The sequence below is a fragment of the Sphingomonas psychrotolerans genome, from assembly GCF_002796605.1.
Taxonomy (GTDB): domain Bacteria; phylum Pseudomonadota; class Alphaproteobacteria; order Sphingomonadales; family Sphingomonadaceae; genus Sphingomonas; species Sphingomonas psychrotolerans.
In genome coordinates, this window is record NZ_CP024923.1 from 4,609,842 (window position 1) to 4,634,548 (window position 24,707).

Consider the following 24,707-nt stretch of genomic DNA (forward strand, 5'->3'; position numbering starts at 1 on the left):
ACAGCTCGGCGCGATCAGGGCGGCAGGTCCGCTACTGCGGCTTGCGCAGCCACCGGAACAGCCCGCCGCCGGCGATCGGCTCGAACAGATCCTCGGGGTTCTCGGGATCGAGCACCTCGTGATCGGCGAGCCACGCGGTCACGCCCTCGAGATCGGGGACTTCGTATGGCCGCAGCGTCTTGCTGCCGCGCTGGCGCAGTCGCTCGATCGCCGCGATCAGCGACTCGCTCTCGATCGCTTCTGCGACCTCCTCGGGGGTGCAGCCGAGATGCTCCGCCAGCAGGCCGTTGCGGATCGAGACGATATGACCGCGCTTCGCCGCCTCCGCCGGCCCCGCCTCGATCGTCACGTCGCACTCGGTATCGAGCCGCAGCGAGCGATTGTTGAAGTTGGACGAGCCGACTCGCAGCACCAGATCGTCGATCACCAATATCTTGGCGTGGACATAGATCGGCGCGCCGCCCGCAGTGAACGGGTGGTAGATCCGCAGCCGGCCATGCGTGTCGCGCCTGCGCAGCGCCTCGACCAGCCGGGCGCGCGCCGTGTCCATCGCGACTTGCTCGAGCCAGCCATCGGCCTGTTCGGGATTGACGATGACGATCTCGGGGCCGTCGGGCTCGTCGAGGCGTCTTGCAATCGCCTCGGCGATGCGGCGCGAGGCGAAATATTGGCTCTCGGCATAGATCCATTGCTCGGCGCGGGCGATCAGGTCGAGATAGAGCTGCTCGATCTCATGGACGGCTTCGACTCCCTTCATCTCGGGTTGGGTGCGCGAGATCGCCGCGGGCACGTCCGTGAAATGCGGCGTCAGGATTTCGGGCCAGCACGCCGCGCGGGCGGGCGGCGGGGCGATCGGCTTGCCGCCCGACAATTCCCAACGTTCGCGGCAGAGCTCGCCCAGCGCCCGCGCCACCGGACCCTGCAGCGCCGTGGAAGCGTCATGCCACGGCATATAGGTCGCGCCATCCGGGTCGACGCGGCCGGGCTCGTCGTCGCGATGCCCGCGCGTGTCCCAGCGCTTGTTGGTCATGTCGATGCCGCCACAGAAAGCGAGGCAATCGTCGATCACGACGATCTTCTGGTGATGCGACGCACCCGGCGGGTGGCTGCTGTCGAGCCGTGGATGGATGCGCGGATGGAGCATCCAGCGCATCGTGGTGCTCAAGGTCCTGGGTCGCAAATAGGTCTTCAGCGCGCCGACATCCCAGCGCAGCAGATAGATTTCGAGCTCCGGATTGCGCCGGGCGAGCCAGGTGATGAACGGTCCGACCTGCTCGGGCGCGTCCGGCGCAGCATCCGAAGCCTCCGCCAGCCGGATTCGCGCGTCGAAGTCCCAGCCGATCAGCAGAATCTGGCGCTTCGCCTCCAGCATCGCATCGCGCGCGGCGCGGAAATAATCCTCGGCATCGACGATCACCGACACGCGGTCGGCATGCTCGACGCGCCACGCATTATGGCCGGGGCGGACCACGTTGCCGGCCGTCACAGGATCTCGCGCACCTTCTCCGGTGGTCGGCCGAGCCGAACGCCCTTTTCGGTTTCGACCAGCGGGCGTTCGATCAGCAGCGGATCGACCATCATCGCATCGAGGATGGTATCGCCGTCGGCGGACTTGAGCGGCTTGGCGCCATCCTCGGCGATCCGCAGCCCGGCGCGCGGGCTGATCCCGGCGCGGGCATAGAGCGCTGCCAGCTTCGCGCGCGAGGGCGGGGTCTTGAGATATTCGACCACCTCGACCTCGGCGCCGGCCTCCTGCAGGATCGCCAGCGCCTCGCGCGATTTCGAGCAGCGCGGATTGTGGTAGATCGTGGCTTTCACGCTTCCTGCTTCGCCAGCCACTCTTCGAGCCACTTGATCGTGTACGCGCCCTGCTGGAATTCGGGGTCGTCGAGCAAAGCCTGATGGAGCGGGATGGTGGTCTTCATGCCGCTGATCACGAACTCCTCGAGCGCGCGGCGCAGCCGCATCAGGCAGCGTTCGCGCGTCGAGCCATAGACGATCAGCTTGGCGATCATGCTGTCGTAATAAGGCGGCACCTTATAGCCGGCGTAGAGCCCCGAATCGACGCGGACGTGCATCCCGCCGGGGGCGTGGAACTGCTGCACGGTGCCCGGTGATGGCGCGAAGGTGCGCGGATCCTCGGCGTTGATCCGGCATTCGATCGCGTGGCCGCGAAACTGGATCTGGTGTTGCTCGCACGACAGGCCATGGCCTTCCGCCACGCGGATCTGCTCGCGGACCAGATCGAGCCCGGTGATCATCTCGGTCACCGGATGCTCGACCTGCAGCCGGGTGTTCATCTCGATGAAGTAGAACTCGCCATTCTCCCACAGGAACTCGATCGTCCCCGCGCCGCGATAGCCCATATCGGCCATCGCCTTGGCGCAGACGCCGCCGATCCGCTCGCGATCGGCCTGGCCGAGCACCGGGGAGGGGGCTTCCTCGAGCACCTTCTGGTGACGGCGCTGGAGCGAGCAGTCGCGCTCGCCGAGATGGACGGCATTGCCGTTGCCGTCGCCGAACACCTGGATCTCGATATGGCGCGGATTGCCGAGATATTTCTCGAGATAGACGGTGGCGTCGCCGAACGCGGCCTTCGCCTCGCTGCCCGCCTGTTGCATCAAGGTCTCGAGCTGGTCCTCGGACGTGCACACCTTCATGCCGCGCCCGCCGCCGCCGGAAGCCGCCTTGATGATCACCGGATAGCCGGCCTTGGCCGCGATTTCCTTGGCTTCGGCCAGATCGCTGATCGCGCCGTCCGAGCCCGGGACGAGCGGCAGGCCGAGCGCGCCCGCGGTGCGCTTGGCCTCGATCTTGTCGCCCATCGTGCGGATATGCTCGGGCTTTGGCCCGACGAAGATGATCCCGTGCGCTTCGACGATCTCGGCGAACTGGGCGTTCTCCGAGAGGAAGCCGTACCCCGGGTGGATCGCGTCGGCGCCCGAGATTTCGGCGGCCGAGATGATGTTGGGGATGTTGAGATAGCTCTCGGTCGCGCTCGGCGGCCCGATGCAGATCGCCTCATCGGCGAGACGGACGTGCATCGCGTCCGAGTCGGCGGTCGAGTGCACCGCGACGGTCTTGATCCCCATCTCGTGACAGGCACGGTGGATGCGCAGCGCGATCTCGCCGCGATTGGCGATCAGCAGCTTCTTGATTTCGGCCATGCTTACTCGACGACCACGAGCGGCTGATCGAACTCGACCGGCTGGCCGTTCTCGATCAGGATCGCCTTGACCGTGCCCGCGGCGGGCGCGTGAATCGCGTTCATCACCTTCATCGCCTCGATGATCAGCAGCGTATCGCCAGCGGCGACCTTGTCGCCCACCGAAACGAAGTGCTTCGCCTCGGGATTGGGCTTGAGATAGGCCGTGCCGACCATCGGCGACTTGACTGCGTTCACTGCGGCGGCAGGCGCCGGGGCGCCCACGTCAGCGGCCGGCGCGGCTGCGGCGGGCGCGGCGGCCGGTGGGGCATATTGCATCGCCGGCGCGGCCGTCACCGTCCGTGCCACGCGCACGCGGCGTTCGCCGTCTTCTACTTCGATTTCGGTAAGCTGCGTCTCGTCGAGCACGGCGGCGAGCTGGCGAACCAGCTCGATATCGACATGCATCGCCCCTTGTTTGGTATCTTCGGCCATTGCGACCCTTTTATCCGATGAAACGCGGGCTCATGTCAGAGACGCGCCGCGGCTTCAAGCGCAAGCATGTACGACAGCGCGCCGAAGCCCGCGATGGTTCCGCGCGCGGCACGACCGACATAGCTGGTGTGTCGGAAGTCCTCGCGCGCATGCGGGTTGGAAAGATGAACCTCGATCACCGGCGTCGTGACGCTCTTGACGGCATCGTGCAACGCGATCGAAGTGTGCGTGTAGCCACCCGGATTGAGGATGACGGCCTTGGCGCCCCGGGCCTGCGCTTCGTGGAGCCAGTCGATGAGGTGCCCCTCATGGTTCGACTGGCGCAGGTCGATCTCGAGATCGAGCTCTTTCGCGCGATCTTCCATCCGGCCCGCAATGTCGTCCAGCGTGTCCGAGCCGTAGATCTCCGGCTCGCGCAGCCCCAGCAGGTTGAGGTTGGGGCCGTTGAGGACGTAGATCGTGTCGGCCAAAGCTGGGGTTCCCGTGGATCGTGAGGCTTGGGGCTCCTTAGCGGTTCGTCACGCGCAGCGCAAAAGGCCGATGCGAACGCGTTGTTAAGGCTGGCCGGCCAGAAGCGGCGTAGCCTCATTCGGGAGCTGCGCCATGATCCTTCCCTTCGTTTTATCGCTGTTGCTAACCGCGGGCACGCCGTCGCAGCCGGTCGATGTCAGGGGCGTATTGGTGGAACTGACCATCGATGCGGAGGGCGTGACGCGCGCCTGCAAGACGGTCGAATCAGCCGGGTCGAAGACGATCGACGCCGCAGCTTGTCTGCTGGTGGCGGGCAAAGGCATTGCGTTGCCTGAGGGAACGCTGCCGGAAAAGGGAGGAGCGGCGATCAAGTGGAAGGTGCGGGCGGCGATGGTGCAGTTCGCACGTGGCGCGTCGCAGCTGGTTACTCCGCCCGAATGGATGATGCGGAAGGCCTTCATGCGCACCTATCCCGAAGGACAACGCGGCGTGATCCTCGTTGAGGCGCGCGACAAGAAGCGCGGCCTGCTGACCTGCGCGGTGTTCGCGCCGCGCACGATCTCGCGCTTCGACTCCGCAAGATGCGATCGCGTGCTCTCCGCAGACCCGATGACCGATTCCACCGCAGGCGAGAACCGCCCGGCGCTGGTGTGGCGAAATGCGGTGGTTGCCGCCGGAGACCTTTGACAAAGCCGGGTCCGCGCCTAAGTGCCTCGCAGGAGATAGTGATGGCGCATACGGACGGCACGGTCAGCATAACAGTCAATGGCGAGCACAAGCGGGTGATCGCTGGCCTCACCATCATCCAGCTCGCCGAGCAGCTCGGGCTGGTGCCCGAGAAGATCGCGGTCGAGCGCAATCTCGAAGTGGTGCCGCGCTCGACCTTGGGCGAGGTCGTCGTGGCCGACGGCGACGAGCTCGAGATCGTCCATTTCGTTGGGGGTGGCGACCATGCCGGCCCGCTTGTCGAGGACAGCTGGAGCGTCGCGGGCCGGACTTTCCGTTCGCGGCTGATCGTGGGCACCGGCAAGTACAAGGATTTCGAGCAGAACGCCGCGGCGGTCGCAGCGTCGGGCGCGGAGATCGTCACTGTCGCGGTGCGCCGGGTCAACGTCTCCGATCCGGGCGCGCCGATGCTCACCGACTATATCGATCCGAAGAAGATCACCTATCTCCCCAACACCGCGGGCTGCTTCGACGCCGAGTCCGCGATCCGGACGCTGCGACTGGCGCGCGAAGCCGGGGGCTGGGACCTCGTCAAGCTCGAAGTGCTCGGCGAGGCGCGCACGCTCTATCCCGACATGGTCGAAACGCTGCGCGCGACCGAGATCCTCGCGAACGAAGGCTTCAAGCCGATGGTCTATTGCGTCGACGATCCGATCGCGGCGAAGCGGCTCGAGGATGTCGGCGCAGTCGCGATCATGCCGCTGGGCGCGCCGATCGGCTCAGGGCTCGGCATCCAGAACCGGGTGACGATCCGGCTGATCGTCGAGGGCGCCAAGGTGCCGGTGCTGGTCGATGCCGGCGTCGGCGCGGCGTCGGACGCGGCGGTGGCGATGGAGCTGGGCTGCGACGGCGTGCTGATGAACACCGCGATCGCCGAGGCGAAGGATCCGATCCTGATGGCCGCCGCGATGAAGGCGGCGGTCGAGGCGGGCCGGCTCTCCTACCGCGCCGGCCGCATGGCCAAACGGCGCTATGCCGATCCGTCGAGCCCGCTGGCGGGGCTGATCTAGCGCCGCGCGCCTGGTGCTCCTGCCTTCGCAGGAGCGCGATATCTTTTGCGATTGGGTGGTTTGCAAAGCAGACCGGTAGCTAACGCCCACTAGCGGGCATGCGGCGATCCCCCGGGCCATCCGGAAGACCGGACGTCGGCCAACGAAAGGCCAGTCAGGGTACGATGGTCGTGAAAAGATACACAGCGAAGATCACCAGATGGACGGCGCCTTGGAGGACGGTGGTCTTTCCGGCGCCCAAGCTCAGGGTGGACACGATCAGCGTCAGGAAGAGCAGCACCGCACTCTTGGTATCGAGCCCGAGCGCGATCGGGAGGTCGGCGGCGATCGAGAGCGCCGCGACTGCCGGTATGGTCAGTCCGATCGTTGCAAGTGCGGAGCCCAGACCGAGGTTGAGGCTGGTCTGCAGCCGGTTGGCAAGCGTTGCCCGGACCGCCGCGACGCTCTCGGGAAGCAGAACGAGCGCTGCGATGATGACGCCGACCAGCGCCCGCGGAGCCCCGGCGGAAGCGACCGCTCCTTCGATGGGCGTGGAAAGCATCTTGGCCAGCAGCACAACCGCGCCAAGGCATGCGAGCAGAAGGGCGAAGGACAGCCACGCACGCGACACCGACGGAGGCTCGGCGTGCACCTCGGTGTCGGCTGCGACTGCCTTGTCGGGAAGGAAGTAATCGCGGTGGCGCACCGTCTGGACCATGACGAACGTCACGTAGAGAAGGAAGGAAACAACGGCCACGAAGCCGAGCTGGGAGAAGGAGTAGACGGGTCCGGGCTCGCTGACGGTGAAGTTAGGTAGCACCAGCGTAAGGACAGTCAGCGCGCAGAGGGTAGCGAGCGAGGCACTCACGCCCGTCTGCTGAAAGACCTGCTCCTTGAACCGGATGGCGCCGATGAAGATGCAGATACCGACAAGGCCATTCAGGATGATCATGACCGCGGCGAAAACGGTATCTCGCGCGAGGGTCGTCGCTCCCGGGCCCGCGGCGGCCATCAGTGTCACGATAAGGCCGAGCTCGATGACCGTCACGGCCACTGCCAGCAAAAACGTGCCAAACGGCTCCCCCACGCGGTGTGCGATCAATTCGGCATGGTGCACGGCAGCGAGTACGGTTGCGATCAGGACCAGTGCCAGCGGAAGGGCGGGAACCGTGGCTCCGTAGCTGAGGAGGATCATCATCCATCCAGCCAAAGGCGTGAGCCATGTCCAGTGCTGTAGCGCCTTCTGCATGGTCGCAATCTAGGGAGATGCCCTATTCGCGCAATGGCAGCTAACCACCATTCTCCGGCAATCGCGTGATCAGGACGGGCCAGGCGGGCTGACGCGGTGAGCGGACGCTACAACCGCTTACGGCGCCTGAATTTGACCCAATAACCGCGATGAGCAAAATACTCGCGCCGGCACAGCCGTTTGGCAGGCCCTGGTCGCAACCGACAAGGTGGATCATCAACAGCGCAAACGCGAGCGGAAGCAGCGCAAGGAGCACAAACGCGGCAATTCGTATCGTCCGGCGCTGACGCCGATGTTATTGCCTGAACAGGATGTCCGCTACTGGCGGTATCCGTTCGATCGATCGGCCCTGCGAACGTCGGCTGTTGAGCTTGACCGTGCAGCCACACCGAGATTCGACGCGCGAGAGGATTTCGGCGATAGGGGGGCGATGACGACGATCGAGACCTATCTAGCGAACGCCGCGGCCCAGCGCGCGGCAGCCGAAAAGACCAACCTGCCTAATCGCCGGGAAATGCATGAGCGCTCCGCGATCACTTGGGAAACCATGGCGCGCGCCGCGGCGGACACACAAGGCAGGGCGGCGGTCAATCTCGCGGCAAAAATAAGCGCGGGCGCCTGAGCCCGAGCCCGAGCATAGTGGCACGCCCTTGCAATGTAGGATTTGCTCTACTTGCCTCGGGCGGTCGGTAATGCCGGCTGCTCTTTCCTGTCGTTGAGTCGCATCGCATCGCGCGTGCGTGTCGAAGGCGCCGCAGCCGCGTGCGTGTGGCGCGCCGGTAGCGCAGGTGTCGCGCAACCCTAGCGCAGGTGGCGCGTGACTGTCGCGTTTGCGGCGCAAAGCTGTCGCGTCGCGGACGCTTCGACGCCGCGTCCCGCGAAAAACCCGCAAACGAGTCAATTAGTCAACCAGTCAACCGCCTCAGTGCCGCTTGCGCGCCAGCCAGATCGCCCTTCCGCCGGTGGTGTGATCGTGCGGCACGAATGCCACTTCGAGCAGCCCGTGCTCCGCGAACAGCGCGCGATATTCGGCCGGGGCGAGGCTGGCGTGGTACAATTCGTCGCCGAACTGGCAGCCGATCGTCTCGTCGCGCGCCGAACCGGTGTTGAACAGAAAGGCGCCGCCCGGCTCCAGCCATTGCGCAGCCTTGACCACCATCGCCGCCTGCTCCTCCGGACGCAGGTGGAAGATACTGTCCCACGCGATCACTCCGTGGAACGGGCCCTCCATCGCGACGTCGCGCATGTCGCCGCAGATCCAGCGGTGCCGCCCGAACCGGGTCCGGGCCAATGTGATCATCGCTTCGGAGGCATCGACTCCGGTCAGCTGCCGCTCGCGGTCGATCAGATAGCGGGCGATCGGCTCGCCCGCGCCGCAGCCGAGGTCGAGCACCTGCCCTCCCTTGGGGACGCCCAGCAGGAAGCGGTCGAGCCAGCTCTTCTCGACGAAGTTCTTGCGGCGTGCTTCGTCGAACGCATGGGCGTGGCGCTCATAATGTTCGGCAATCCGATCGGGCATTTCAGGAACCCCGTCCCGCGCGAACCGTTATTGGGATGCACGCTAGTACGAGGCGCAGTCACGCGCCGGTTCGCGGCCAGGAGTTTGAAATCATGGGTGAACTCGTCGACAAGATCAAGGGCAACCTCAACGAGGCGGCCGGCAAGATCAAGCAGGAGAGCAACAATCCCGAGACTCGCGACGAAGGCGCCGCGCAGGAGCTCAAGGGCAAGGGCCAGCAGCTCGCCGGCAAGGTCAAGGGTGCGCTCGGCGACGACGTCTGACGTCGCCGCGGCGAACCTCGAATTCCGAAGGGCGGTCTCGCAAGAGGCCGCCCTTTGTCATTCAGTCAGGGACGTAGAACGACCACAGCCCGCTCCCCAGCTTGCTCGCTGCGAAGCGGATCGGCCGATTCGGAGTGCCGACCTCGCAGATCATGAACGATTGCGTCTCTACCGGTTCGAGCGGATTGGGCAGCATAACGGTCTTGCCGCCGAGCCAACGCCATTCCTGCTGCCACACTCTCACACCGGAAACCGCGAACTGATCGCCTTCCTTGCCGATGTGCGCCGTCTTCCAACCCATGTCAGTCTCCTTGCCCCCATTATAGAGGCTTCGGAACCGGTTAGCGGTCGCGGAGCGCAGTGATTGTCGTTCCCGGGGTGATGAATTCCACATCGGTCTTGAGGTGGAGCAGCCGCACCCCGGTCTCGGCCAGAGCACGCGCCAGCGCGGGCGCGAATTCCTCGGTTCGCTCTACCGTCTCGGTCCAGCAGCCATAGGCCCGGCCGAGCGCGGCGAAGTCCGGATTGTGCAGCTTCGTGCCCGAAAGCCGCGCCGGATATTCACGCTCCTGATGCATGCGGATGGTGCCATAGGCACCGTTGTCGATGACGAGCACGAGGATGTCGGCATTGTGCTGGATCGCAGTCGCGAGTTCCTGTCCGTTCATCATGAAATCGCCGTCGCCCGCCAGCGCGACGACCTGCCGCTCCGGGGCACGCAGCTTGGCGGCGACGGCGGCGGGAACGCCATAGCCCATCGCGCCGGCCGTGGGGGCAAGCTGCGAGGGCTGGGCGCCATAGGGCCAATAACGATGCCACCAGCTTGAGAAATTGCCCGCGCCGTTGCAGAGGATCGTGTCCGCCGGCATCGCTGCGCGCATCGCCGCGACGCACTGGCCGAGATCGAGCGTGGCGCCCCCGCGCGGCTTCGGTGTCGACCATTCGAGCCATTCGGCATGCGCCTCGGCGGCCGCACCGCCTTTGACCGCGCCGATATTCTCTAGTCCCGCGGCTCCGGCGAAGCTCGCCATGTCGGCGCAGATCGCGACATCGGCGCGGTAGACCCGGCCGAGTTCGTTGGGATCGGGATGGACATGGATCAGCGTCTGGCCAGGATGGTCGGGGGTGATCAGCGAATAGCCGTCGGTGGTCGCCTCGCCTAGCCGCGCACCCACCGCGAGGATCAGGTCCGCGCCTCTGATCCGCGAGACCAGCTTCGGATTGGGTCCATAACCAAGATTGCCCGCATAGACCGATGCACCGGCGGGCAGCGCGTCCTGTCGCCGGAACGCTGCCGCCACCGGCAGCCCGATCCGCTCGGCGAAGCTGGCGAAGGTCGCGCCCGCCGCTGCGGTCCACCCGGCGCCGCCGACGATGGCGACGGGCCGTTCGGCTTGCTTGATCAGCCCCGCCAGGGCCTGCATCGCGTGCCGGTCGGGTGCCTGGGTGATTCGCGGCAAAGGCGGACGATCGACTGCTTCGACCACGTCGCACAGCATGTCCTCGGGCAGCGCGATCACCACCGGCCCCGGCCGACCGCTTGTGGCCACATTCCACGCCCGCGCGACATATTCCGGAATCCGCGCCGCATCCTCGATCCGCGTCGCCCATTTTGCGATGGGGCCGAAAAAAGCGGGGAAGTCGACTTCCTGAAATCCTTCGCGGTCGCGCATGCCGCGGTCGACATCGCCGATGAACAGCAGCATCGGCTGCGAATCCTGCATCGCGACGTGCACACCGATCGAGGCATTGGTCGCCCCCGGCCCGCGTGTGACGAAAGCAACGCCCGGGCGCCCGGTCATCGCCCCGTCGGCGCATGCCATGAAGCCGACGCCGCCTTCCTGCCGGCACGTGACGAGGTCGATTTCGGGCGTGTCATGCAGTGCATCGAGTACGGCGAGGAAGCTCTCTCCCGGGACGTGGAAGATGCGGTCGCAGCCCTGCGCCAGGAGATTGTCGACGAGGATGCGGCCGCCGGTGCGAAGCTTGGTCATGTCGCTTTCCTACCGTGGCGCGCTCCGAATGCAAAAGGGCCGCGCGAGCAAATGCCCGCGCGGCCCAAACCTGCTGTGATCAGACGATCAGAAGCGGATGCCGAGGCCCGCCATCACCTGGTCGCGATTGAGATCGATCTCTTCGTAGCGCGAATAGCGATACTCGACCTTGCCGTAGAAGCGGCCGAAATTGTGCTCGACGCCGCCGCCAAAGCGATAGCCGTCGGTGTTGACCGAGCCGAGGCCGTCGATGTTGACGCGCGCGTTGGTCAGGCCGCCCTTGGCGTAAAGCAGCGTATTCGGCAGCGCGACGAAACCGATGCGGCCGCCGACATAGAGGTCACGACCGGCGCTGGCGCCATCTTCCTCGGTGGTCGAGCCGGTGATCTCGGCTTCGGCGCCGATCACGGCACTGCCGATCTGCGCATCATAGCCAAGCGCACCACCATAAGTGAAGCCCGATGCACCCTCGCCGGAGCTGCCGACATGATCCCAGCCGGCGACGACTTCAGCGCGCGGGCCAGTGAAAGTTGAGGTCGCTTCCTGAGCAAAAGCGGGCGTGGCAAGAGTTGCGAGGGCAAGCGCCGACACTGCGAACAAACGCATTATTTTATCCTTCGTACTATACTATCCCGGTCCCAGAAAAGGGCCGGGGAGCGCTACGTAGGTTTGAAAATTTTAGGGTCAATGTCTGCAATGCTGCAGTGCGGTAACAAATTTGTCACCGTAACTATTCTGCAACATCTGCTATTTTCGGCATCTATTACGGGCGCGCATCATATAGGAAGCTGTCGCGCGGCAGCCAAGGTTGCGACGCAAACAAAAGCAAAGTTGAAAGCCGGTTCAGGTTCGCTTGACCGGCCGGGCAGGGGCGGATTATCGCCCGGGCAGGTCAGGAGAGAATCGCGCCATGAAGAAGCTCTATCCCAACGCCGAGGCAGCGCTGGAAGGGCTGCTGTTCGACGGCATGACTCTGTGTGCCGGCGGCTTCGGCCTGTGCGGCATCCCCGAGCGGCTGATCGACGCGATCCAGGCCGCGGGAGTCAAGGACCTCACCATCGCCTCGAACAATGCCGGGATCGACAATGAAGGCCTCGGCAAGCTGCTCCGTTCGCGCCAGGTCAAGAAGATGATCTCGTCCTATGTCGGCGAGAATAAGGAGTTCGAGCGCCAATATCTCTCGGGCGAGCTCGAGGTCGAGTTCTGCCCGCAGGGCACGCTCGCCGAACGCTGCCGGGCGGGCGGCGCCGGGATCCCGGGCTTTTATACGAAGACCGGCGTCGGCACCCAGGTCGCCGAGGGCAAGGAAGTGAAGGTCTTCGACGGCGAGGAATTTATCCTCGAACGCGGCATCCGTGCCGACCTGGCGATCATCAAGGGCTGGAAGGCCGACGAGAGCGGCAATCTCATCTTCCGCAAGACCGCGCGCAACTTCAACCAGCCGATGGCCACGGCGGGCAAGATCTGCGTCGCCGAGGTCGAGGAAGTCGTTCCCGTCGGCAGCCTCGATCCCGATGCGATCCACTTGCCCGGCATCTATGTGAAGCGGCTGATCGTCGGCGCGCCCTACGACAAGAAGATCGAGTTCCGCACCGTGCGCGCCCGCGAGGCGGCGTGATCTCCGGGCGCCTTCCTGCCGGTTTCGCGCTTGCCGCGGCGGGGGGGATCCTGCTCTCTGGCTGCGCTGCTGCGATGGTCGCCGCGCCGCTCGCCGCGGGCGCCGGCGTGTTCAAGGCCAGCAAACAGAGCCGCGCGTCGAAGCGCGAACGCGCGCGGCAGCAGGCGCAGCCGACGCCCAAGCCGGGGCAGGTTTTCACTGCGGCGGACGGCAGCAAGGTCGAGATCACTACGCTCACCGCGCTGCCTCCACCGAGCGGCGCCCCCGCGGCCGCGGCCCCAACTGGCGGCAATGCGCCGCCGGCAATGCAATATCTCTATGGCTCGGGTGAGGCCGCGGCGCTCAGCCTTCAGGCGTATCAAGCGCTGTGGAATTATCTGAAGGTCGAGATCGGCTATCGCCGCGACAAGTCGCAGATCCGCTCGGTGGTGCTCACGCCCGGATCGACGCTCGACAATCCGCGCTTCGAAACCTGCGGCAAGCGGCCGCTCGCCGTGGTGCTCGACATTGACGAGACCGCTTTGCTCAATCTCGGCTACGAACGCGACGAGGCGGCAAGCGGCGGCGGCTACGATGCCGCACGCTGGAGCCGCTGGGAGCAGACCGGCGCCGATAAGGTCGCGGCGGTTCCCGGCGCGGCCGAGGCGCTCGCCGCCGCCCGGCGCGAAGGCTTCACCGTGATCTTCAATTCCAACCGCTCCGCCGCCAGCGCGGCGCAGACCGCGGCCGCGCTCGATCATGCCGGCCTCGGCCCGGCGGCGCTGTTCGACACCTTGTGGCTGCGCGGCGAGGGCGAGCCCAGCGGCAAGGATTCGCGCCGCCAGAAGATCGCCGGGCGTTACTGTATCGTCGCGATGGCCGGCGATCAGCTCGGCGATTTCAGCGACCTGTTCAATGCTCCCGATGCAAGCATCGCCGCCCGGCGCAACACCGTCGGCGGGACCTTGCTCGCCCCGCTATGGGGTGCCGGCTGGTTCATGCTGCCCAACCCGGTCTACGGCACGGCACTCAAGGGCGGCCTCGACGACATCTTCCCGCCAGACGCGCGCTGGACCGATCCGGGCGCGGCACCGCGGTGAGGCTCGATCGCAATCCGTGGCTGCTGGCCGGCGGCATCGCGAGCGGGCTGGCTGCGCTGGTGCATCTCGCCTGCATAGCAGGGGGTAGCGCCTGGTATCGCGCAGTCGGAGCGCCGCCACAGGTGGTGCACGCTGTCGAACGCGGCGCGTGGCAGCCGGTGCTCGTCACGGTCGCAATTGCGGCCGGGCTGACGATCTGGGCCGCTTATGCACTCGCCGGGGCGGGGGTGATCCGTCGTATGCCCTTGTTGCGCCTCGCCCTGATCGGGATAACCGCAATATATCTGCTGCGCGGACTGATGTTCCGCCCGGAATTGCTGGGCCGGCCGGACCTGTCTCAAACCTTCGCCTTGTGGTCGGCTGGAATCGTGCTCGCGATGGGGCTGGTGCACGCGGTCGGACTGCGCCGCGGCTGGAACCAATTATGACTGGAGACCAACGATAATGCCCTGGACCCGTGACGAAATGGCCGCGCGCGCCGCGAAAGAGCTGCAGGACGGCTTCTACGTCAATCTCGGCATCGGCATTCCGACGCTCGTCGCCAATCATATCCCCGAAGGCGTCGAGGTCACGCTCCAGTCCGAAAACGGCATGCTCGGCATCGGGCCGTTTCCGTATGACGACGAAGTCGACCCGGACCTGATCAATGCCGGCAAGCAGACGATCAGCGAGCTGCCCAGCTCGGTCTATTTCAGCTCGTCCGACAGTTTCGCGATGATCCGCGGCGGGCATATCGACTTGACCGTGCTGGGCGCGATGGAAGTGAGCGAGAAGGGCGACATCGCCAACTGGATGATCCCCGGCAAGATGATCAAGGGCATGGGTGGCGCGATGGATCTCGTCGCCGGGGTCAAGAAGATCATCGTGGTGATGGAGCATACCAGCAAGAACGGCGATCCCAAGTTCATTCCCGAATGCACCTTGCCGCTCACCGGCAGGAACGTCGTCGACATGATCATCACCGATCTCGCGGTGTTCCAGCGCGTCGATCATGACAGCCCGTTCCGGCTGATCGAGCTGGCGCCCGGGATGACCGCGGAGGAAGTGGCGGCGAAGACCACGGCAGGATATTCGGCGCTCGTTGCCTGAATACGCGATGTCGCGGCTGAGCAGAGGCGCAATCCAGCAATAGTATAGCCCCTCGTTGGATATTCTGGCATTCATCCTGTTCGGATCACTGCCCGGGAATCGACGGGGGTTTGGCTATGCCCAACGACGAAGCGTGTGCCAGCAAGGTCGAGGATATCGTCAAAGGTGCAAAGGATCCCGCCGGCGAGCGGATCCTCAAGGTCTATTCGTATAATCCGCCTCTCTATGCGATCTACCGTACGCGCGACCGAATGATCGTGCACTATGCCGATCCCGATCAGGAGCCTCTCAGATCGCAGCAGCGGTCGCGGATCGTTCCGCTGATGCCGATGCGCGGGCAGATCAACGGTCTGATCAACGGCTGGCGTAGCGCAAACGACGATGGCACCGTGGACGGCGAAGCCACGGGTCGAAGTCACAATGCCGGGAGTGACGACAAACCGGACGCATCGCCGCCCGGCTTCTTCAGCGGACCACTCGACTGGCGGCGCACGCGCGCCAAGCGCGAACAGTTCCGCAAGGTCTATCGCTACGACCGCCGGGTAGCGGATGCGATCATCACGGTGCTCGAGGACGGGAACAATCTGGAGCTCGCGCAGGAGCTGCTCGCCCAGGTCAAGAACGATCTCATCGCGGAGCGGACTGCGATCGCGCGGGGGCAATATGTCGATCGCGCCTTCCTGCTGGTGATCGGCATGGTCGGGCTGACCACGCTGCTGACCGCGGGCGCCTTCGACTCGATCCATCGTTTCCCGCCCGAGCTCGGACCCGTCTGGACCGCGGTTTCAGGGGGAACGGTCGGCGCGTTCTTCTCGATCGTCACGGGATTGAAGAGCCGCGACGTCGTGATCGATCTGCAGAACCGCGAGAACCGCATCGACGTGACGCTGCGAATGGTGATCGGCGCGATCTCGGGCGCGGTCCTCTACAGCCTGTTCGCCACCGATCTGGTGTCGACTGCGGTGTTCGACAATCAGGCCATCGTGCACGGCCCCACCGAGGGTTCCTATAACGGCCTCACCGTTTTCCTGATCGGCTTCGTCGCCGGCTTCTTCGAGCGCCTGGTTCCGAACCTGCTGAGCAAGACCAATTTTGGTACGGCCGAGCCGGCGGGCAAGGACACGCCGGTCCAGGTCGTGCCGACGCCGGGCGCCAACGGCCCCGCGGAGACGGCCGCGACGGACGCGACAGTTGTCGATCAACCCGATCCGGTGGAAGCGGCGACAGCCGCCGTTTCCGACAGCCCCGACATCACAATCGGCACGGAGGAGCCGCCCCGCCCGGCAGGCGCCTGAGCATCGCGTTGACGCCCGGGCAGGGCAGGCCTAGCCTTGGTCTATGGGCTGGTTTCGCCGCCGTTATCTCGACCTGCTGGGCTCGATCTACATCTATAACGAGCACCGGGGCTATACGAGCATCGATCGTGTGCTCGAGGCGGTGCGGGTGCGGGCGCCCGGCGATCTCGCCTTGATCGCCGCGATCGAAAAGCACCGCGCCGACGAGCGCAAACACTATCTGATGTTCAAGCGCTGGTTCCAGTTGCAGGGCAAGATGCCGCTCCGGGTTGATCGCACCTGCGGCCATATCGATCGCTTCGTCGAGATCATGTTCCGCCGCACAATCGACGATCTCGATACCCGGGCGATCATCGCCGAGGACGACCAGTTCGAGAAACTCTGCCGTGTGATCTCGCTCACCGAGCAGCGTGGCTACAAGCAGGTCGACATCCTGCTCCGCCACCCGATGGTCACGGGCGACAAAGTGCTGATGAAGATCTTCCGCATCATCGAGAAGGACGAGCCGAGCCATTGGGCGCCCTATGAAGGCTGGCTCAAGGCGAACGGCAAGCGCGACCCCAAATGGTGGGAGCGCGCGATCGACAGCTTCATCCATTCCGAGCTGTTGTTCCTCAAGCTGCCGGCATTGTTCCTCAATCCGTGGCTCGAGCGCTGCACCGATTGGGCCGACGCGCACGATCCCGCGGAGGCGAAGGCTTCGCCGATGCCGGCGCTCGTCTAAGCCGCCATCCCGGCGAGAGCCGGGATCGCATGCCGCAGCGTAGGCCGCCCGCGACCCCGGCTTTCGCCGGGGTGCCGAGTCGGGCATAGGGCGCCCCATGCGCATCCTGCTGACAGGTTCGTCCGGCTGGCTGGGCCGATTCCTCGCGCCGATGCTGCGCGCCCGCGGCGACGTGGTGACCGGCCTCGACGTCGCGCCCGGTGCGGACACCGACGTGATCGGCTCGGTCGCCGATCGCGCCTCGATCGACCGCATCTTCGCCGAGCATGGCATCGAGGCAGTGATCCACGGCGCCGCGCTGCACAAGCCCGACATCGTGCGTTATCCGGCGCAGGCGTTCGTCGACGTCAACGTCACCGGCACGCTCAACCTGCTCGAGGCCGCCACCGCGGCGGGGCACGACCGCTTCGTCTTCACTTCGACCACCTCGCTGATGATCAGCGAGGCGATCCGCAATGAACTCGGCGATCATGCAATATGGCTCGACGAGACCAGCGGGCCGATCGAGCCGCGCAACATCTACGGCGTCACAAAGCTCGCCGCAGAGCAGCTCTGCCGGCTCGCGCATCTCGAAAAGGGCCTCAACAGCGTCGTGCTTCGCACCAGCCGCTTCTTTCCAGAGGAGGACGATACGCATCGCACGCTCTCCGGCGAGAATATGAAGGCCAACGAGCTGCTCCACCGCCGCCTTACCGTGGAGGATGCTGCGCGCGCGCATATCGCGGCGCTCGATTCCGCGCCGCGGATCGGCTTTGGCAGCTTCATCATATCCGCGCCGACGCCGTTCGATCGCGACGAATGCGAAGAACTCAAACGCGATGCCGCGACAGTAATCGCACGTTATTTCCCCGATGCACCTGCGTTATACGCCGCCAAAGGCTGGGAACTGCCCAATTCGATCAGCCGTATTTATGACGCCGCGCGTGCAGAGCAGGTCTTCGACTTCCGCTGCGAGACGGATTTTCGGGCAGTGCTCGATGCATTGAAGGCTGGATACTCGCTGCCTTTCGCGCACGATCCATCCTATGTCTCGCCCAAGGAAGTTGAGAGGGCGCCGGCGCAATGAGTGTGCACCCGGCACCAAGCCCCTTTCGTCACCCCGGCCTTGTGCCGGGGTCCACCGGGAGGCAAGCGTTGCGCAAGAGGCTCGAAGGCATACAGCGAGGCTGAGTGGACCCCGGCACAGGGCCGGGGTGACGAATATAGGCTGGAGTCCTGCGAATAGCCCAGCTTCCCGACGCAAAATTGCGTAGCGGCTTGCTCTGGCGCACGATCGGACTAGATCGCCTGCATGGCCAGCAAACCCCGCACGCTGTACGAGAAGATCTGGGCGGACCATGTCGTCGAACGCCGCGATGATGGCACCTGCCTGATCTATATCGACCGGCATCTCGTCCACGAAGTCACCAGCCCGCAGGCATTTGCCGGGCTCCGCGCCGCCGGGCGTCCGGTGCGCCGGCCCGATCTCACTCTTGCGGTCCCTGACCACAACCTTCCCACCACCGCGCGGGTCGATGCCGCCGGCAACGCATTGCCGATCGCCGATGTGGCGAGCGCCGGCCAGCTCGCGGCGCTGCGCAGCAACGTCGCCGCGTTCGGCGTGCCTTATATCGACGCGCTCGATCCGCGGCAGGGGATCGTCCATGTCGTCGGCCCCGAACAGGGTTTCACGCTCCCCGGCACCACCTTGGTTTGCGGCGACAGCCACACCTCGGCGCACGGCGCGCTCGGCGCGCTCGCCTTCGGCATCGGCACATCGGAGGTCGAGCACGTCCTAGCCACCCAGACCCTGCTGCTCCAGCAATCGCAGACGCTCGAGATCCGCGTCGATGGGTCGCTGGGTTTCGGCGTCAGCCCCAAGGACGTCGTTCTCGCGATCATCGGCAAGATCGGCGCTGCCGGGGGCACGGGATACGTCATCGAATTCACCGGCGAAGTCATCCGCGCGATGTCGGTCGAAGGCCGCCTGACCGTCTCGAACATGTCGATCGAGGGCGGCGCGCGCTCAGGACTCATCGCCCCGGACGAGACGACCTTCGCCTATCTCAAGGGCCGTCCGCTCGCGCCCTCGGCCGAGGATTGGGACAAGGCCGTCGCCTATTGGCGCACGCTGCCGACCGACGCGGGCGCGCGTTACGACAAGACCGTCCTCCTCCACGCCAGCGACATCGCACCGTCGCTGACCTGGGGCACCAGCCCCGAGGACGTCGTGTCGATCACCGGCGTGATCCCCGATCCGCAGAGCTTCGCCGATCCCTCCAAGCGCGTCGCCGCGCAGAAGTCGCTCGATTATATGGGTCTCGCCGCGGGCACTGCGATGCAGGATATCCAGATCGAGCACGTCTTCATCGGCAGCTGCACCAACAGCCGCATCGAGGATCTGCGTGCCGCCGCCGCGGTGGTGAAGGGGCGCCATGTCGCCGACCGCATCCGTCAGGCCTTGGTCGTGCCCGGATCGGGCCTCGTCAAGCTCCAGGCCGAGGCCGAGGGGCTTGACCGCATCTTCACCGAAGCCGGCTTCGAATGGCGCGAGCCCGGCTGCTCGATGTGCCTCGCGATGAACCCGGACAAGGTTCCCCCCGGCGAACGTTGTGCTTCCACCTCGAATCGAAACTTCGTAGGAAGGCAGGGTCCGGGCGCACGAACCCATCTGCTCTCTCCCGCCATGGCGGCGGCGGCGGCGGTCACGGGGCGCCTCACCGATGTCAGGGAGCTGATGTCGGCGGATGTGTGAGGGAGTGCCCAATGAAGCATGCGCTATACGCGTTGATCGCGGCGACGATCGTGAGCGGCCTCGCCGCGGCCTATGCCACCCGGGTCAAGGCACAGACGCCGTCGACGGATACGCCCGCACCCCGATAAAGCCGGAGATATTCTGATGGAGCCCGTTCGCCAGGTCGAGGGGCGCGCTTATCCGTGGGGCGCCAAGAATATCGACACCGACATCATCATCCCCGCGCATTGGCTCAAGACCACCACGCGCGAAGGGCTGGGGCAGGGCGCGTTCGAGACGGTGCGCGCGCAGCCCGACAACATCTTCGACGATCCGCGTTATGCCGGCAGCCCGATCCTGATCGCGGGCGACAATTTCGGCTGCGGATCGAGCCGCGAGCACGCCGCCTGGGCGCTCGCCGACATGGGCATCATGGCGGTGATCGCGCCGAGCTTCTCGGACATCTTTTCGGGCAATGCTTTCAAGAACGGCATCGTCCCCGTGGTGCTCCCGCAGGAAGCGATCGACCGGCTGGTCGAAGTCGCGCGCGACAATCCCGTCACCATCGACCTCGAGACAATGACGGTCACCACGCCTTTCCAGGATCGCTTTCCCTTCTACCTCGATGCCTTCCGCCGCGATTGCCTGATGCAGGGGCTGGACGAGATCGGCCTGACACTGGCAAAAGATACCGAGATTTCGAAATACGAATCCGGTGTCGCCACGTCGCGGCCGTGGATCGCAGTGGGAGCGGGCAATGAAGGCACTCTTATCGCAGGCGCCGGGCGGACCTGAAACTCTAAGCGTCTCGGATCTTCCCGATCCCACGCCGGGCAAGGGCCAGGTGCTGGTCGCGGTCCGTGCCTGCGCGATCAATTATCCCGACGTTCTGATCATTGAAGACAAATACCAGTTCAAGCCGCCGCGCCCGTTCGCGCCGGGCGGCGAGATCGCTGGCGTGGTCGAGGCAGTGGGCGAAGGCGTGACGCAATTCGCGCTGGGTGACCGGGTGCTCGGCGTAATCGGCCATGGCGGGCTGGCCGAAAAGGTCGCGGTCGACGCGGCGCGGCTCTATCCGCTTCCCGAGGGCCGCAGCTTCGAGGAAGGCGCCGCGCTGCTCCTCACTTATGCCACGACGATCCATGCCTTGCTCGACCGCGGGCATCTCGAAGCCGGGCAGACCCTGCTCATCCTCGGCGCCGCCGGCGGTGTCGGTCTCGCCGCGATCGAGCTTGGCAAGGCGTTCGGCGCCCGTGTCGTCGCTGCGGTTTCCTCGGAGGAAAAGGCCGAGGCAGCGCGATCCGCGGGTGCCGACGAGACGCTCGTCTATCCGCGCGCGCCCTTCGACAAGGACCAATCGAAGGCGCTGAGCGAGACGTTCAAAGCCGCAGTTGGTCCCAGGGGTGCCGATGTCATCTACGATCCCGTAGGCGGCGACTATGCCGAGCCCGCCTTGCGCGCGATCGGCTGGGAAGGGCGCTATCTGGTGGTCGGCTTCCCCGCCGGCATTCCGAAACTCCCGCTCAACCTCACTTTGCTCAAGAGCTGCGACGTCTGCGGGGTGTTCTGGGGCGCCTTCGCCGCGCGCGATCCGCAGGCCAATCAGGCGCATGTCGAGCATCTGTTCCGGCTGTGGAAAGAAGGCAAGATCGCCCCGCGCGTGACCGAGACCTTTGCGCTGGCGGAAGGCGGAAAGGCGATTGCGAAGATGGCCGCGCGGCAGGCGATCGGGAAATTGGTGGTGCAGGTCAGCTAAAATCCTCCCTCGCGCAGCGGGGGAGGATTGTGCCGTTGCCATGCTGCCAGGTCCGACCTATCTCGGCGAAACCAGATCAAAAGGCGAGCAGCACATGACCACTTTCGACGATCGCGAGCGCGGGTTCGAGGCGAAGTTCGCCCATGACGAGGACATCGCCTTCCGCATCGCCGCGCGGCGCAACCGCCTGCTCGGTCAATGGGCTGCCGCCAGGATGAAGCTCACGCCTGAAGAGACCGACGCTTATGCCAAGGCCGTGGTCCAGGCCGATTTCGAGGAAGCGGGCGATGAGGACGTGATCCGCAAGCTGCTCGGCGACTTGCTCGCTGCGGGCGTGGAGGTCGACGATGCGACGATCCGCAGCGCGATCCAGGAGCAGACGATCGAGGCGCGCCGCCAGCTGATGGAATCCAAATAACATGGCGATGGCGGCGGCCGAGATCGAGGAACTGATCCGCGCCGGCATCCCCGATGCCCGCGTCGAGATCACCGACCTCGCCGGTGACGGCGACCACTATGCAGCGCGCGTCGTCGCCCCCATGTTCAAAGGAATGCCGCGGGTGCGCCAGCACCAGGCGGTTTATGCAGCGCTCGGCGGGCGCATGGGCGGGGTGCTCCACGCGCTCCAGCTGACCACCGAAGCGCCGGCCGAGGAGTGATAGAAATGACCGACGACGTTCACGCGCGCATTCAGGGTCTGGTAGATGCCAATCCCGTTTTGCTGTTCATGAAGGGGAGCCCGCTCTTCCCGCAATGCGGCTTTTCGAGCCGCGCGATCGCGATCCTCACCCATCTCGGCGTCGAGTTCGAGAGCGTCGACGTGCTCCAGGACCAGGGCGTCCGTCAGGGCATCAAGGCCTTCTCCGACTGGCCGACGATCCCCCAGCTCTATGTGAGGGGTGAATTCGTCGGCGGATCGGACATCATGATGGAGATGTACGAGAGCGGCGAACTCGCCCAGCTGCTGGCCGACAAGGGCGTCGCCGCGCAGGCTTGATCGGCCGATCGCGATAACATCGTCGTCATCCCGGCCTTGTGCCGGGGTCCGCTGTGCCGATATCGATTAGCAGGAACCTCTTGCTGCTCGCACGGCATCGCGCAGGCCGGAGCGTTGGCCGCATAGGTGGTCGCGCGTGATCCAGCGCTCCGGCCTGCGCCGGAGCACGGGGAATCGCAAAACCCGCCGAGTCGCGCCATCGATGTCAGGGAACCCGGGTCGGGTGGGTCGACGCGAGACCGGTAAGTAAGCGGTCGACCCACCCTGAAATGAAGCGTCGAAACGCTCGGGTGCCTGATACTTTGCACTCGCCGTGCCACTTTGCGCGAACCGTGCTTTCTCAATCCCTTCGATGGTTAACGTCGCGCCGGCGGCCACCCCCATTGTAAGCAAATCCGACACCTTCGCGAGACAGTGACACGCATCTGACAGAATCCGTTCATCGGCCGTTCACCCCCTTGACTACAGACGTAATCGTGGCGATTACAGCCGTAGTCAGTACGAGGGACTCATGACCGAGCGGATCAGCGAAGCCGAGCAGGCAGTGATGGAGGTGCTCTGGGAGGAGTCGCCGCTCACTGCGCAGGAAGTCGCCGAGCGGGTCCCCGCCGAGCGCGACTGGAGCGCCAACACCGTCAAGACCCTGCTCGGCCGCCTGCTTGCCAAGAGCATCATCGGCCACGAGGAAGACGGGCGCCGCTATCGCTACCGCCCCTTGGTCGAGCGCGCGGACTATGTCGTCGGTGAATCGCGCCGCTTCATGGATCGGCTGTTCGGCGGCAAGCTCACGCCCCTGGTCGCCCACCTCGCCGAGCGCGACGCGATCACCGATCAGGACATCGCCGAGATCGAAGCGCTGCTGAAGGAGCTGAAATCATGATCGGCTGGGCACTCGAGACCTTCGTCGCCACCAGCTTGCTGATGCTGCTGGTGCTGGCGCTGCGCGGCCCCGTGCGCAAATCGTTCGGGCCGCAGATCGCCTATGCCTTATGGTTGCTGCCCGTCGCGCGCCTGCTGCTGCCGCCGCTACCAGCGAGCTGGCGCGAGCAGGCGGCGGCACCGGTCGCCGCGGCGAGCAACATCGTCGCAGTCTATATCGTCGAGCCGCTCGGCGCCGCCCCGTCGGCAGGGGCCGAGGGTAGCTTCGGCTTGTGGATGGCGATCCTCCTCGTCTGGGCGCTCGGTGCCGCGGCGTTCCTAGGCTACCACCTCGTCTCGCACGGCCGCTACACCGCCAATCTGCTGCGCCGCGCCCGCGTCGATCGTACCGTCGCGCAAGGCAAGGTCCGGGTGATCGAGACCGACGCCGCGCATGGCCCGCTGGCCTTCGGCGTGTTCCGCAAATATGTCGCGTTCCCGCGCGATTTCTCCGAGCGATACGACGAGCAGGAGCGCGATCTCGCGCTCGCTCATGAACTCGGCCACCATGTCCGCGGCGACTTGATCGCCAATTGGGTGGCGCTGTTCGTCCTCGCGCTCCACTGGTTCAATCCAATCGCCTGGCGGGCGTTCCGCGCCTTCCGCGCCGATCAGGAAATGGCCTGCGACGCCCTCGTGCTCGCCGGCCGCGCCCAGGCACTGCGCCATGCTTATGGCCGTGCGATCGTCAAGTCCGCGCATGGGGGTGCGGTCTCGGCGGCGTGTCATTTGCACACCATCAACGAAGTCAAAGGGAGGTTACGCATGCTTTCGAAGACCCGGCAATTTTCCCCCACCCGCGCCGCCGCGGGATTGATCGGCGTCGGCGCGCTCTCGGTTGCCGCTCTCGGGCTCACTGCCTCGGGAACGCAGGCTGCCGAGACGCTCAAGAGCAAGGTCGAGACCGTCACCGGCATGGATCTCGCCCAGGATATGCCCGCGCCGCCGGCGCCTCCCGAAGCGCCCGCCGCGGCCGAAGCGCCTGAAGCGCCCGAGGCACCCGCAATGGCCGAGGGGCCGCACAAGGTCCACGTTCAGCGCTTCTCGGTCGACGAGAAGGACGGCAAGCGCGTCCGGAAAATGGTCATCGTTCGCGCCGACGGCAGCAAGGACGAGGTCGCCATGCCCGATGTCGACGCGATCCGTGCCTCGATCCCCGAGATCCGCGACGGCAAATGCGGCAAGGGTGACAAGCCGACGGTCGAGCATCGCAAGGACGGCGACAAGAAGATCATGATCATCTGCACCGATCGGATCGAGATGGCCGCCGCCGATGCCGAACGGATGGCGACGCGCTACAAGGCGCTCGGCATGGACAGTGCCCGGATGGGGCTGCGCATGGCGCGCCGCTCGATCGAGGCCGAAGTCGATCTGTCGGCGGAAGAGCGCGCCAAGGCGCTCAAGGGCATCGACGAGGCGATGGCCGAACTCGCCAAGGAACGCGACGAGGATTGACGAGAGGGGAGGGGCGTCCGCAAGCCCCGCGGACACCCTTCACGACGGGGCCGGCTGAACTCCTTCGCAGCCGGCCCCGTTTAATTTTAGACGGTTGGCGTACCAGCCATCCGTGCCCCGGCGAAGGCCGGAGCGCTGGCTTCACATGACATCCTATGCGGCCAGCGCTCCGGCCTTCGCCGGAGCATGTGGCTTAGGGAGGAGCAGTACGG

29 protein-coding genes are annotated in these 24,707 nt (G+C 65.6%); 19 read left to right on the forward strand and 10 right to left on the reverse strand.

Going from position 1 to position 24,707, the window contains the following annotated elements:
- Positions 1-31: 31 nt before the first annotated feature.
- Genes CVN68_RS20930 through aroQ form a run of 5 tightly spaced genes read right to left on the reverse strand, consistent with a single transcriptional unit; the run spans position 32 to position 4,110 of the window.
- Positions 32-1,486, reverse strand: coding sequence for a phospholipase D-like domain-containing protein (locus CVN68_RS20930; RefSeq protein ID WP_100283904.1), 1,455 nt, complete (start codon positions 1,484-1,486; stop codon positions 32-34).
- Complete coding sequence (arsC, locus tag CVN68_RS20935) at positions 1,483-1,818, reverse strand: arsenate reductase (glutaredoxin) (protein ID WP_100283905.1); 336 nt, start codon at positions 1,816-1,818, stop codon at positions 1,483-1,485. Before arsC ends, CVN68_RS20930 begins: the two co-directional genes overlap by 4 nt.
- On the reverse strand, positions 1,815-3,167 hold the full coding sequence (accC, locus tag CVN68_RS20940) for an acetyl-CoA carboxylase biotin carboxylase subunit (RefSeq protein WP_100283906.1): 1,353 nt from the start codon (positions 3,165-3,167) through the stop codon (positions 1,815-1,817). The genes arsC and accC overlap by 4 nt, the downstream gene beginning before the upstream one ends.
- Before the next feature lie 2 nt (positions 3,168-3,169).
- Positions 3,170-3,640 (reverse strand): acetyl-CoA carboxylase biotin carboxyl carrier protein, encoded by a 471-nt coding sequence (gene accB / locus CVN68_RS20945; protein WP_100283907.1) that lies wholly within the window; start codon positions 3,638-3,640, stop codon positions 3,170-3,172.
- Positions 3,641-3,675: 35 nt separating this feature from the next.
- The gene (aroQ, locus tag CVN68_RS20950) at positions 3,676-4,110 is read right to left on the reverse strand and encodes a type II 3-dehydroquinate dehydratase (protein ID WP_100283908.1); all 435 of its coding nucleotides are present in this window, start codon (positions 4,108-4,110) and stop codon (positions 3,676-3,678) included.
- A gap of 133 nt (positions 4,111-4,243) precedes the next feature.
- On the opposite strand from aroQ, the gene CVN68_RS20955 reads away from it, so the two are divergent.
- Both CVN68_RS20955 and thiS read left to right on the forward strand, forming a co-directional pair.
- Entirely contained in the window at positions 4,244-4,798 is a 555-nt protein-coding gene (locus CVN68_RS20955) for a hypothetical protein (RefSeq protein WP_100283909.1), read from the forward strand.
- A 41-nt stretch (positions 4,799-4,839) separates the two neighbouring features.
- Positions 4,840-5,847, forward strand: coding sequence for a sulfur carrier protein ThiS (thiS, locus tag CVN68_RS20960; protein WP_100283910.1), 1,008 nt, complete (start codon positions 4,840-4,842; stop codon positions 5,845-5,847).
- A gap of 154 nt (positions 5,848-6,001) precedes the next feature.
- Here thiS and CVN68_RS20965 read toward each other — a convergent pair whose 3' ends face one another.
- Positions 6,002-7,075: a calcium:proton antiporter gene (locus CVN68_RS20965; RefSeq protein WP_100283911.1), complete on the reverse strand. Its 1,074-nt coding sequence runs from the start codon at positions 7,073-7,075 to the stop codon at positions 6,002-6,004.
- A 208-nt stretch (positions 7,076-7,283) separates the two neighbouring features.
- On the opposite strand from CVN68_RS20965, the gene CVN68_RS24105 reads away from it, so the two are divergent.
- The gene (locus tag CVN68_RS24105; protein ID WP_233503467.1) at positions 7,284-7,697 is read left to right on the forward strand and encodes a hypothetical protein; all 414 of its coding nucleotides are present in this window, start codon (positions 7,284-7,286) and stop codon (positions 7,695-7,697) included.
- A 300-nt stretch (positions 7,698-7,997) separates the two neighbouring features.
- Here CVN68_RS24105 and CVN68_RS20975 read toward each other — a convergent pair whose 3' ends face one another.
- On the reverse strand, positions 7,998-8,594 hold the full coding sequence (locus CVN68_RS20975; protein WP_100283913.1) for a class I SAM-dependent DNA methyltransferase: 597 nt from the start codon (positions 8,592-8,594) through the stop codon (positions 7,998-8,000).
- Positions 8,595-8,686: 92 nt separating this feature from the next.
- On the opposite strand from CVN68_RS20975, the gene CVN68_RS20980 reads away from it, so the two are divergent.
- The gene (locus CVN68_RS20980; protein ID WP_100283914.1) at positions 8,687-8,857 is read left to right on the forward strand and encodes a CsbD family protein; all 171 of its coding nucleotides are present in this window, start codon (positions 8,687-8,689) and stop codon (positions 8,855-8,857) included.
- 61 nt (positions 8,858-8,918) lie between these two features.
- Here CVN68_RS20980 and CVN68_RS20985 read toward each other — a convergent pair whose 3' ends face one another.
- The 3 genes from CVN68_RS20985 to CVN68_RS20995 form a co-directional block, all read right to left on the reverse strand.
- Entirely contained in the window at positions 8,919-9,158 is a 240-nt protein-coding gene (locus CVN68_RS20985; protein ID WP_100283915.1) for a hypothetical protein, read from the reverse strand.
- Positions 9,159-9,198: 40 nt separating this feature from the next.
- Entirely contained in the window at positions 9,199-10,851 is a 1,653-nt protein-coding gene (locus CVN68_RS20990) for a thiamine pyrophosphate-binding protein (RefSeq protein ID WP_100283916.1), read from the reverse strand.
- Positions 10,852-10,938: 87 nt separating this feature from the next.
- The gene (locus CVN68_RS20995) at positions 10,939-11,457 is read right to left on the reverse strand and encodes an outer membrane protein (protein WP_100283917.1); all 519 of its coding nucleotides are present in this window, start codon (positions 11,455-11,457) and stop codon (positions 10,939-10,941) included.
- 304 nt (positions 11,458-11,761) lie between these two features.
- On the opposite strand from CVN68_RS20995, the gene CVN68_RS21000 reads away from it, so the two are divergent.
- From CVN68_RS21000 to CVN68_RS21070, 15 genes are all read left to right on the forward strand, one after another.
- The gene (locus tag CVN68_RS21000; RefSeq protein WP_100283918.1) at positions 11,762-12,469 is read left to right on the forward strand and encodes a CoA transferase subunit A; all 708 of its coding nucleotides are present in this window, start codon (positions 11,762-11,764) and stop codon (positions 12,467-12,469) included.
- Positions 12,466-13,548 (forward strand): HAD family acid phosphatase, encoded by a 1,083-nt coding sequence (locus CVN68_RS21005; protein WP_233503468.1) that lies wholly within the window; start codon positions 12,466-12,468, stop codon positions 13,546-13,548. The genes CVN68_RS21000 and CVN68_RS21005 overlap by 4 nt, the downstream gene beginning before the upstream one ends.
- The gene (locus tag CVN68_RS21010; protein ID WP_100283919.1) at positions 13,545-13,976 is read left to right on the forward strand and encodes a hypothetical protein; all 432 of its coding nucleotides are present in this window, start codon (positions 13,545-13,547) and stop codon (positions 13,974-13,976) included. Before CVN68_RS21005 ends, CVN68_RS21010 begins: the two co-directional genes overlap by 4 nt.
- Before the next feature lie 16 nt (positions 13,977-13,992).
- Positions 13,993-14,637 carry a 3-oxoacid CoA-transferase subunit B gene (locus CVN68_RS21015; protein WP_100283920.1) on the forward strand — a complete coding sequence of 215 codons (645 nt, stop codon included), beginning with the start codon at positions 13,993-13,995 and terminating at the stop codon, positions 14,635-14,637.
- A gap of 116 nt (positions 14,638-14,753) precedes the next feature.
- On the forward strand, positions 14,754-15,932 hold the full coding sequence (locus CVN68_RS21020; RefSeq protein WP_100283921.1) for a hypothetical protein: 1,179 nt from the start codon (positions 14,754-14,756) through the stop codon (positions 15,930-15,932).
- A gap of 43 nt (positions 15,933-15,975) precedes the next feature.
- A complete protein-coding gene (locus tag CVN68_RS21025) occupies positions 15,976-16,656 on the forward strand; it encodes a hypothetical protein (protein WP_100283922.1) in 681 nt (226 codons plus the stop codon).
- Positions 16,657-16,753: 97 nt separating this feature from the next.
- The gene (locus CVN68_RS21030) at positions 16,754-17,722 is read left to right on the forward strand and encodes an NAD-dependent epimerase/dehydratase family protein (protein WP_100283923.1); all 969 of its coding nucleotides are present in this window, start codon (positions 16,754-16,756) and stop codon (positions 17,720-17,722) included.
- Positions 17,723-17,947: 225 nt separating this feature from the next.
- The gene (gene leuC, locus CVN68_RS21035; protein ID WP_100283924.1) at positions 17,948-19,390 is read left to right on the forward strand and encodes a 3-isopropylmalate dehydratase large subunit; all 1,443 of its coding nucleotides are present in this window, start codon (positions 17,948-17,950) and stop codon (positions 19,388-19,390) included.
- A 144-nt stretch (positions 19,391-19,534) separates the two neighbouring features.
- Complete coding sequence (gene leuD, locus CVN68_RS21040; RefSeq protein WP_100283925.1) at positions 19,535-20,164, forward strand: 3-isopropylmalate dehydratase small subunit; 630 nt, start codon at positions 19,535-19,537, stop codon at positions 20,162-20,164.
- Positions 20,127-21,125 (forward strand): NADPH:quinone oxidoreductase family protein, encoded by a 999-nt coding sequence (locus CVN68_RS21045; RefSeq protein ID WP_100283926.1) that lies wholly within the window; start codon positions 20,127-20,129, stop codon positions 21,123-21,125. Before leuD ends, CVN68_RS21045 begins: the two co-directional genes overlap by 38 nt.
- A 94-nt stretch (positions 21,126-21,219) precedes the next feature.
- Positions 21,220-21,543, forward strand: coding sequence for a DUF1476 domain-containing protein (locus CVN68_RS21050; RefSeq protein ID WP_100284584.1), 324 nt, complete (start codon positions 21,220-21,222; stop codon positions 21,541-21,543).
- Position 21,544: 1 nt separating this feature from the next.
- The gene (locus CVN68_RS21055) at positions 21,545-21,784 is read left to right on the forward strand and encodes a BolA family protein (protein ID WP_077511614.1); all 240 of its coding nucleotides are present in this window, start codon (positions 21,545-21,547) and stop codon (positions 21,782-21,784) included.
- Between the two features lie 5 nt (positions 21,785-21,789).
- Positions 21,790-22,122: a Grx4 family monothiol glutaredoxin gene (grxD, locus tag CVN68_RS21060; RefSeq protein WP_100283927.1), complete on the forward strand. Its 333-nt coding sequence runs from the start codon at positions 21,790-21,792 to the stop codon at positions 22,120-22,122.
- Between the two features lie 511 nt (positions 22,123-22,633).
- Positions 22,634-23,002 (forward strand): BlaI/MecI/CopY family transcriptional regulator, encoded by a 369-nt coding sequence (locus CVN68_RS21065; RefSeq protein WP_100283928.1) that lies wholly within the window; start codon positions 22,634-22,636, stop codon positions 23,000-23,002.
- On the forward strand, positions 22,999-24,495 hold the full coding sequence (locus tag CVN68_RS21070) for a M56 family metallopeptidase (protein WP_100283929.1): 1,497 nt from the start codon (positions 22,999-23,001) through the stop codon (positions 24,493-24,495). The genes CVN68_RS21065 and CVN68_RS21070 overlap by 4 nt, the downstream gene beginning before the upstream one ends.
- Positions 24,496-24,707: the final 212 nt, after the last annotated feature.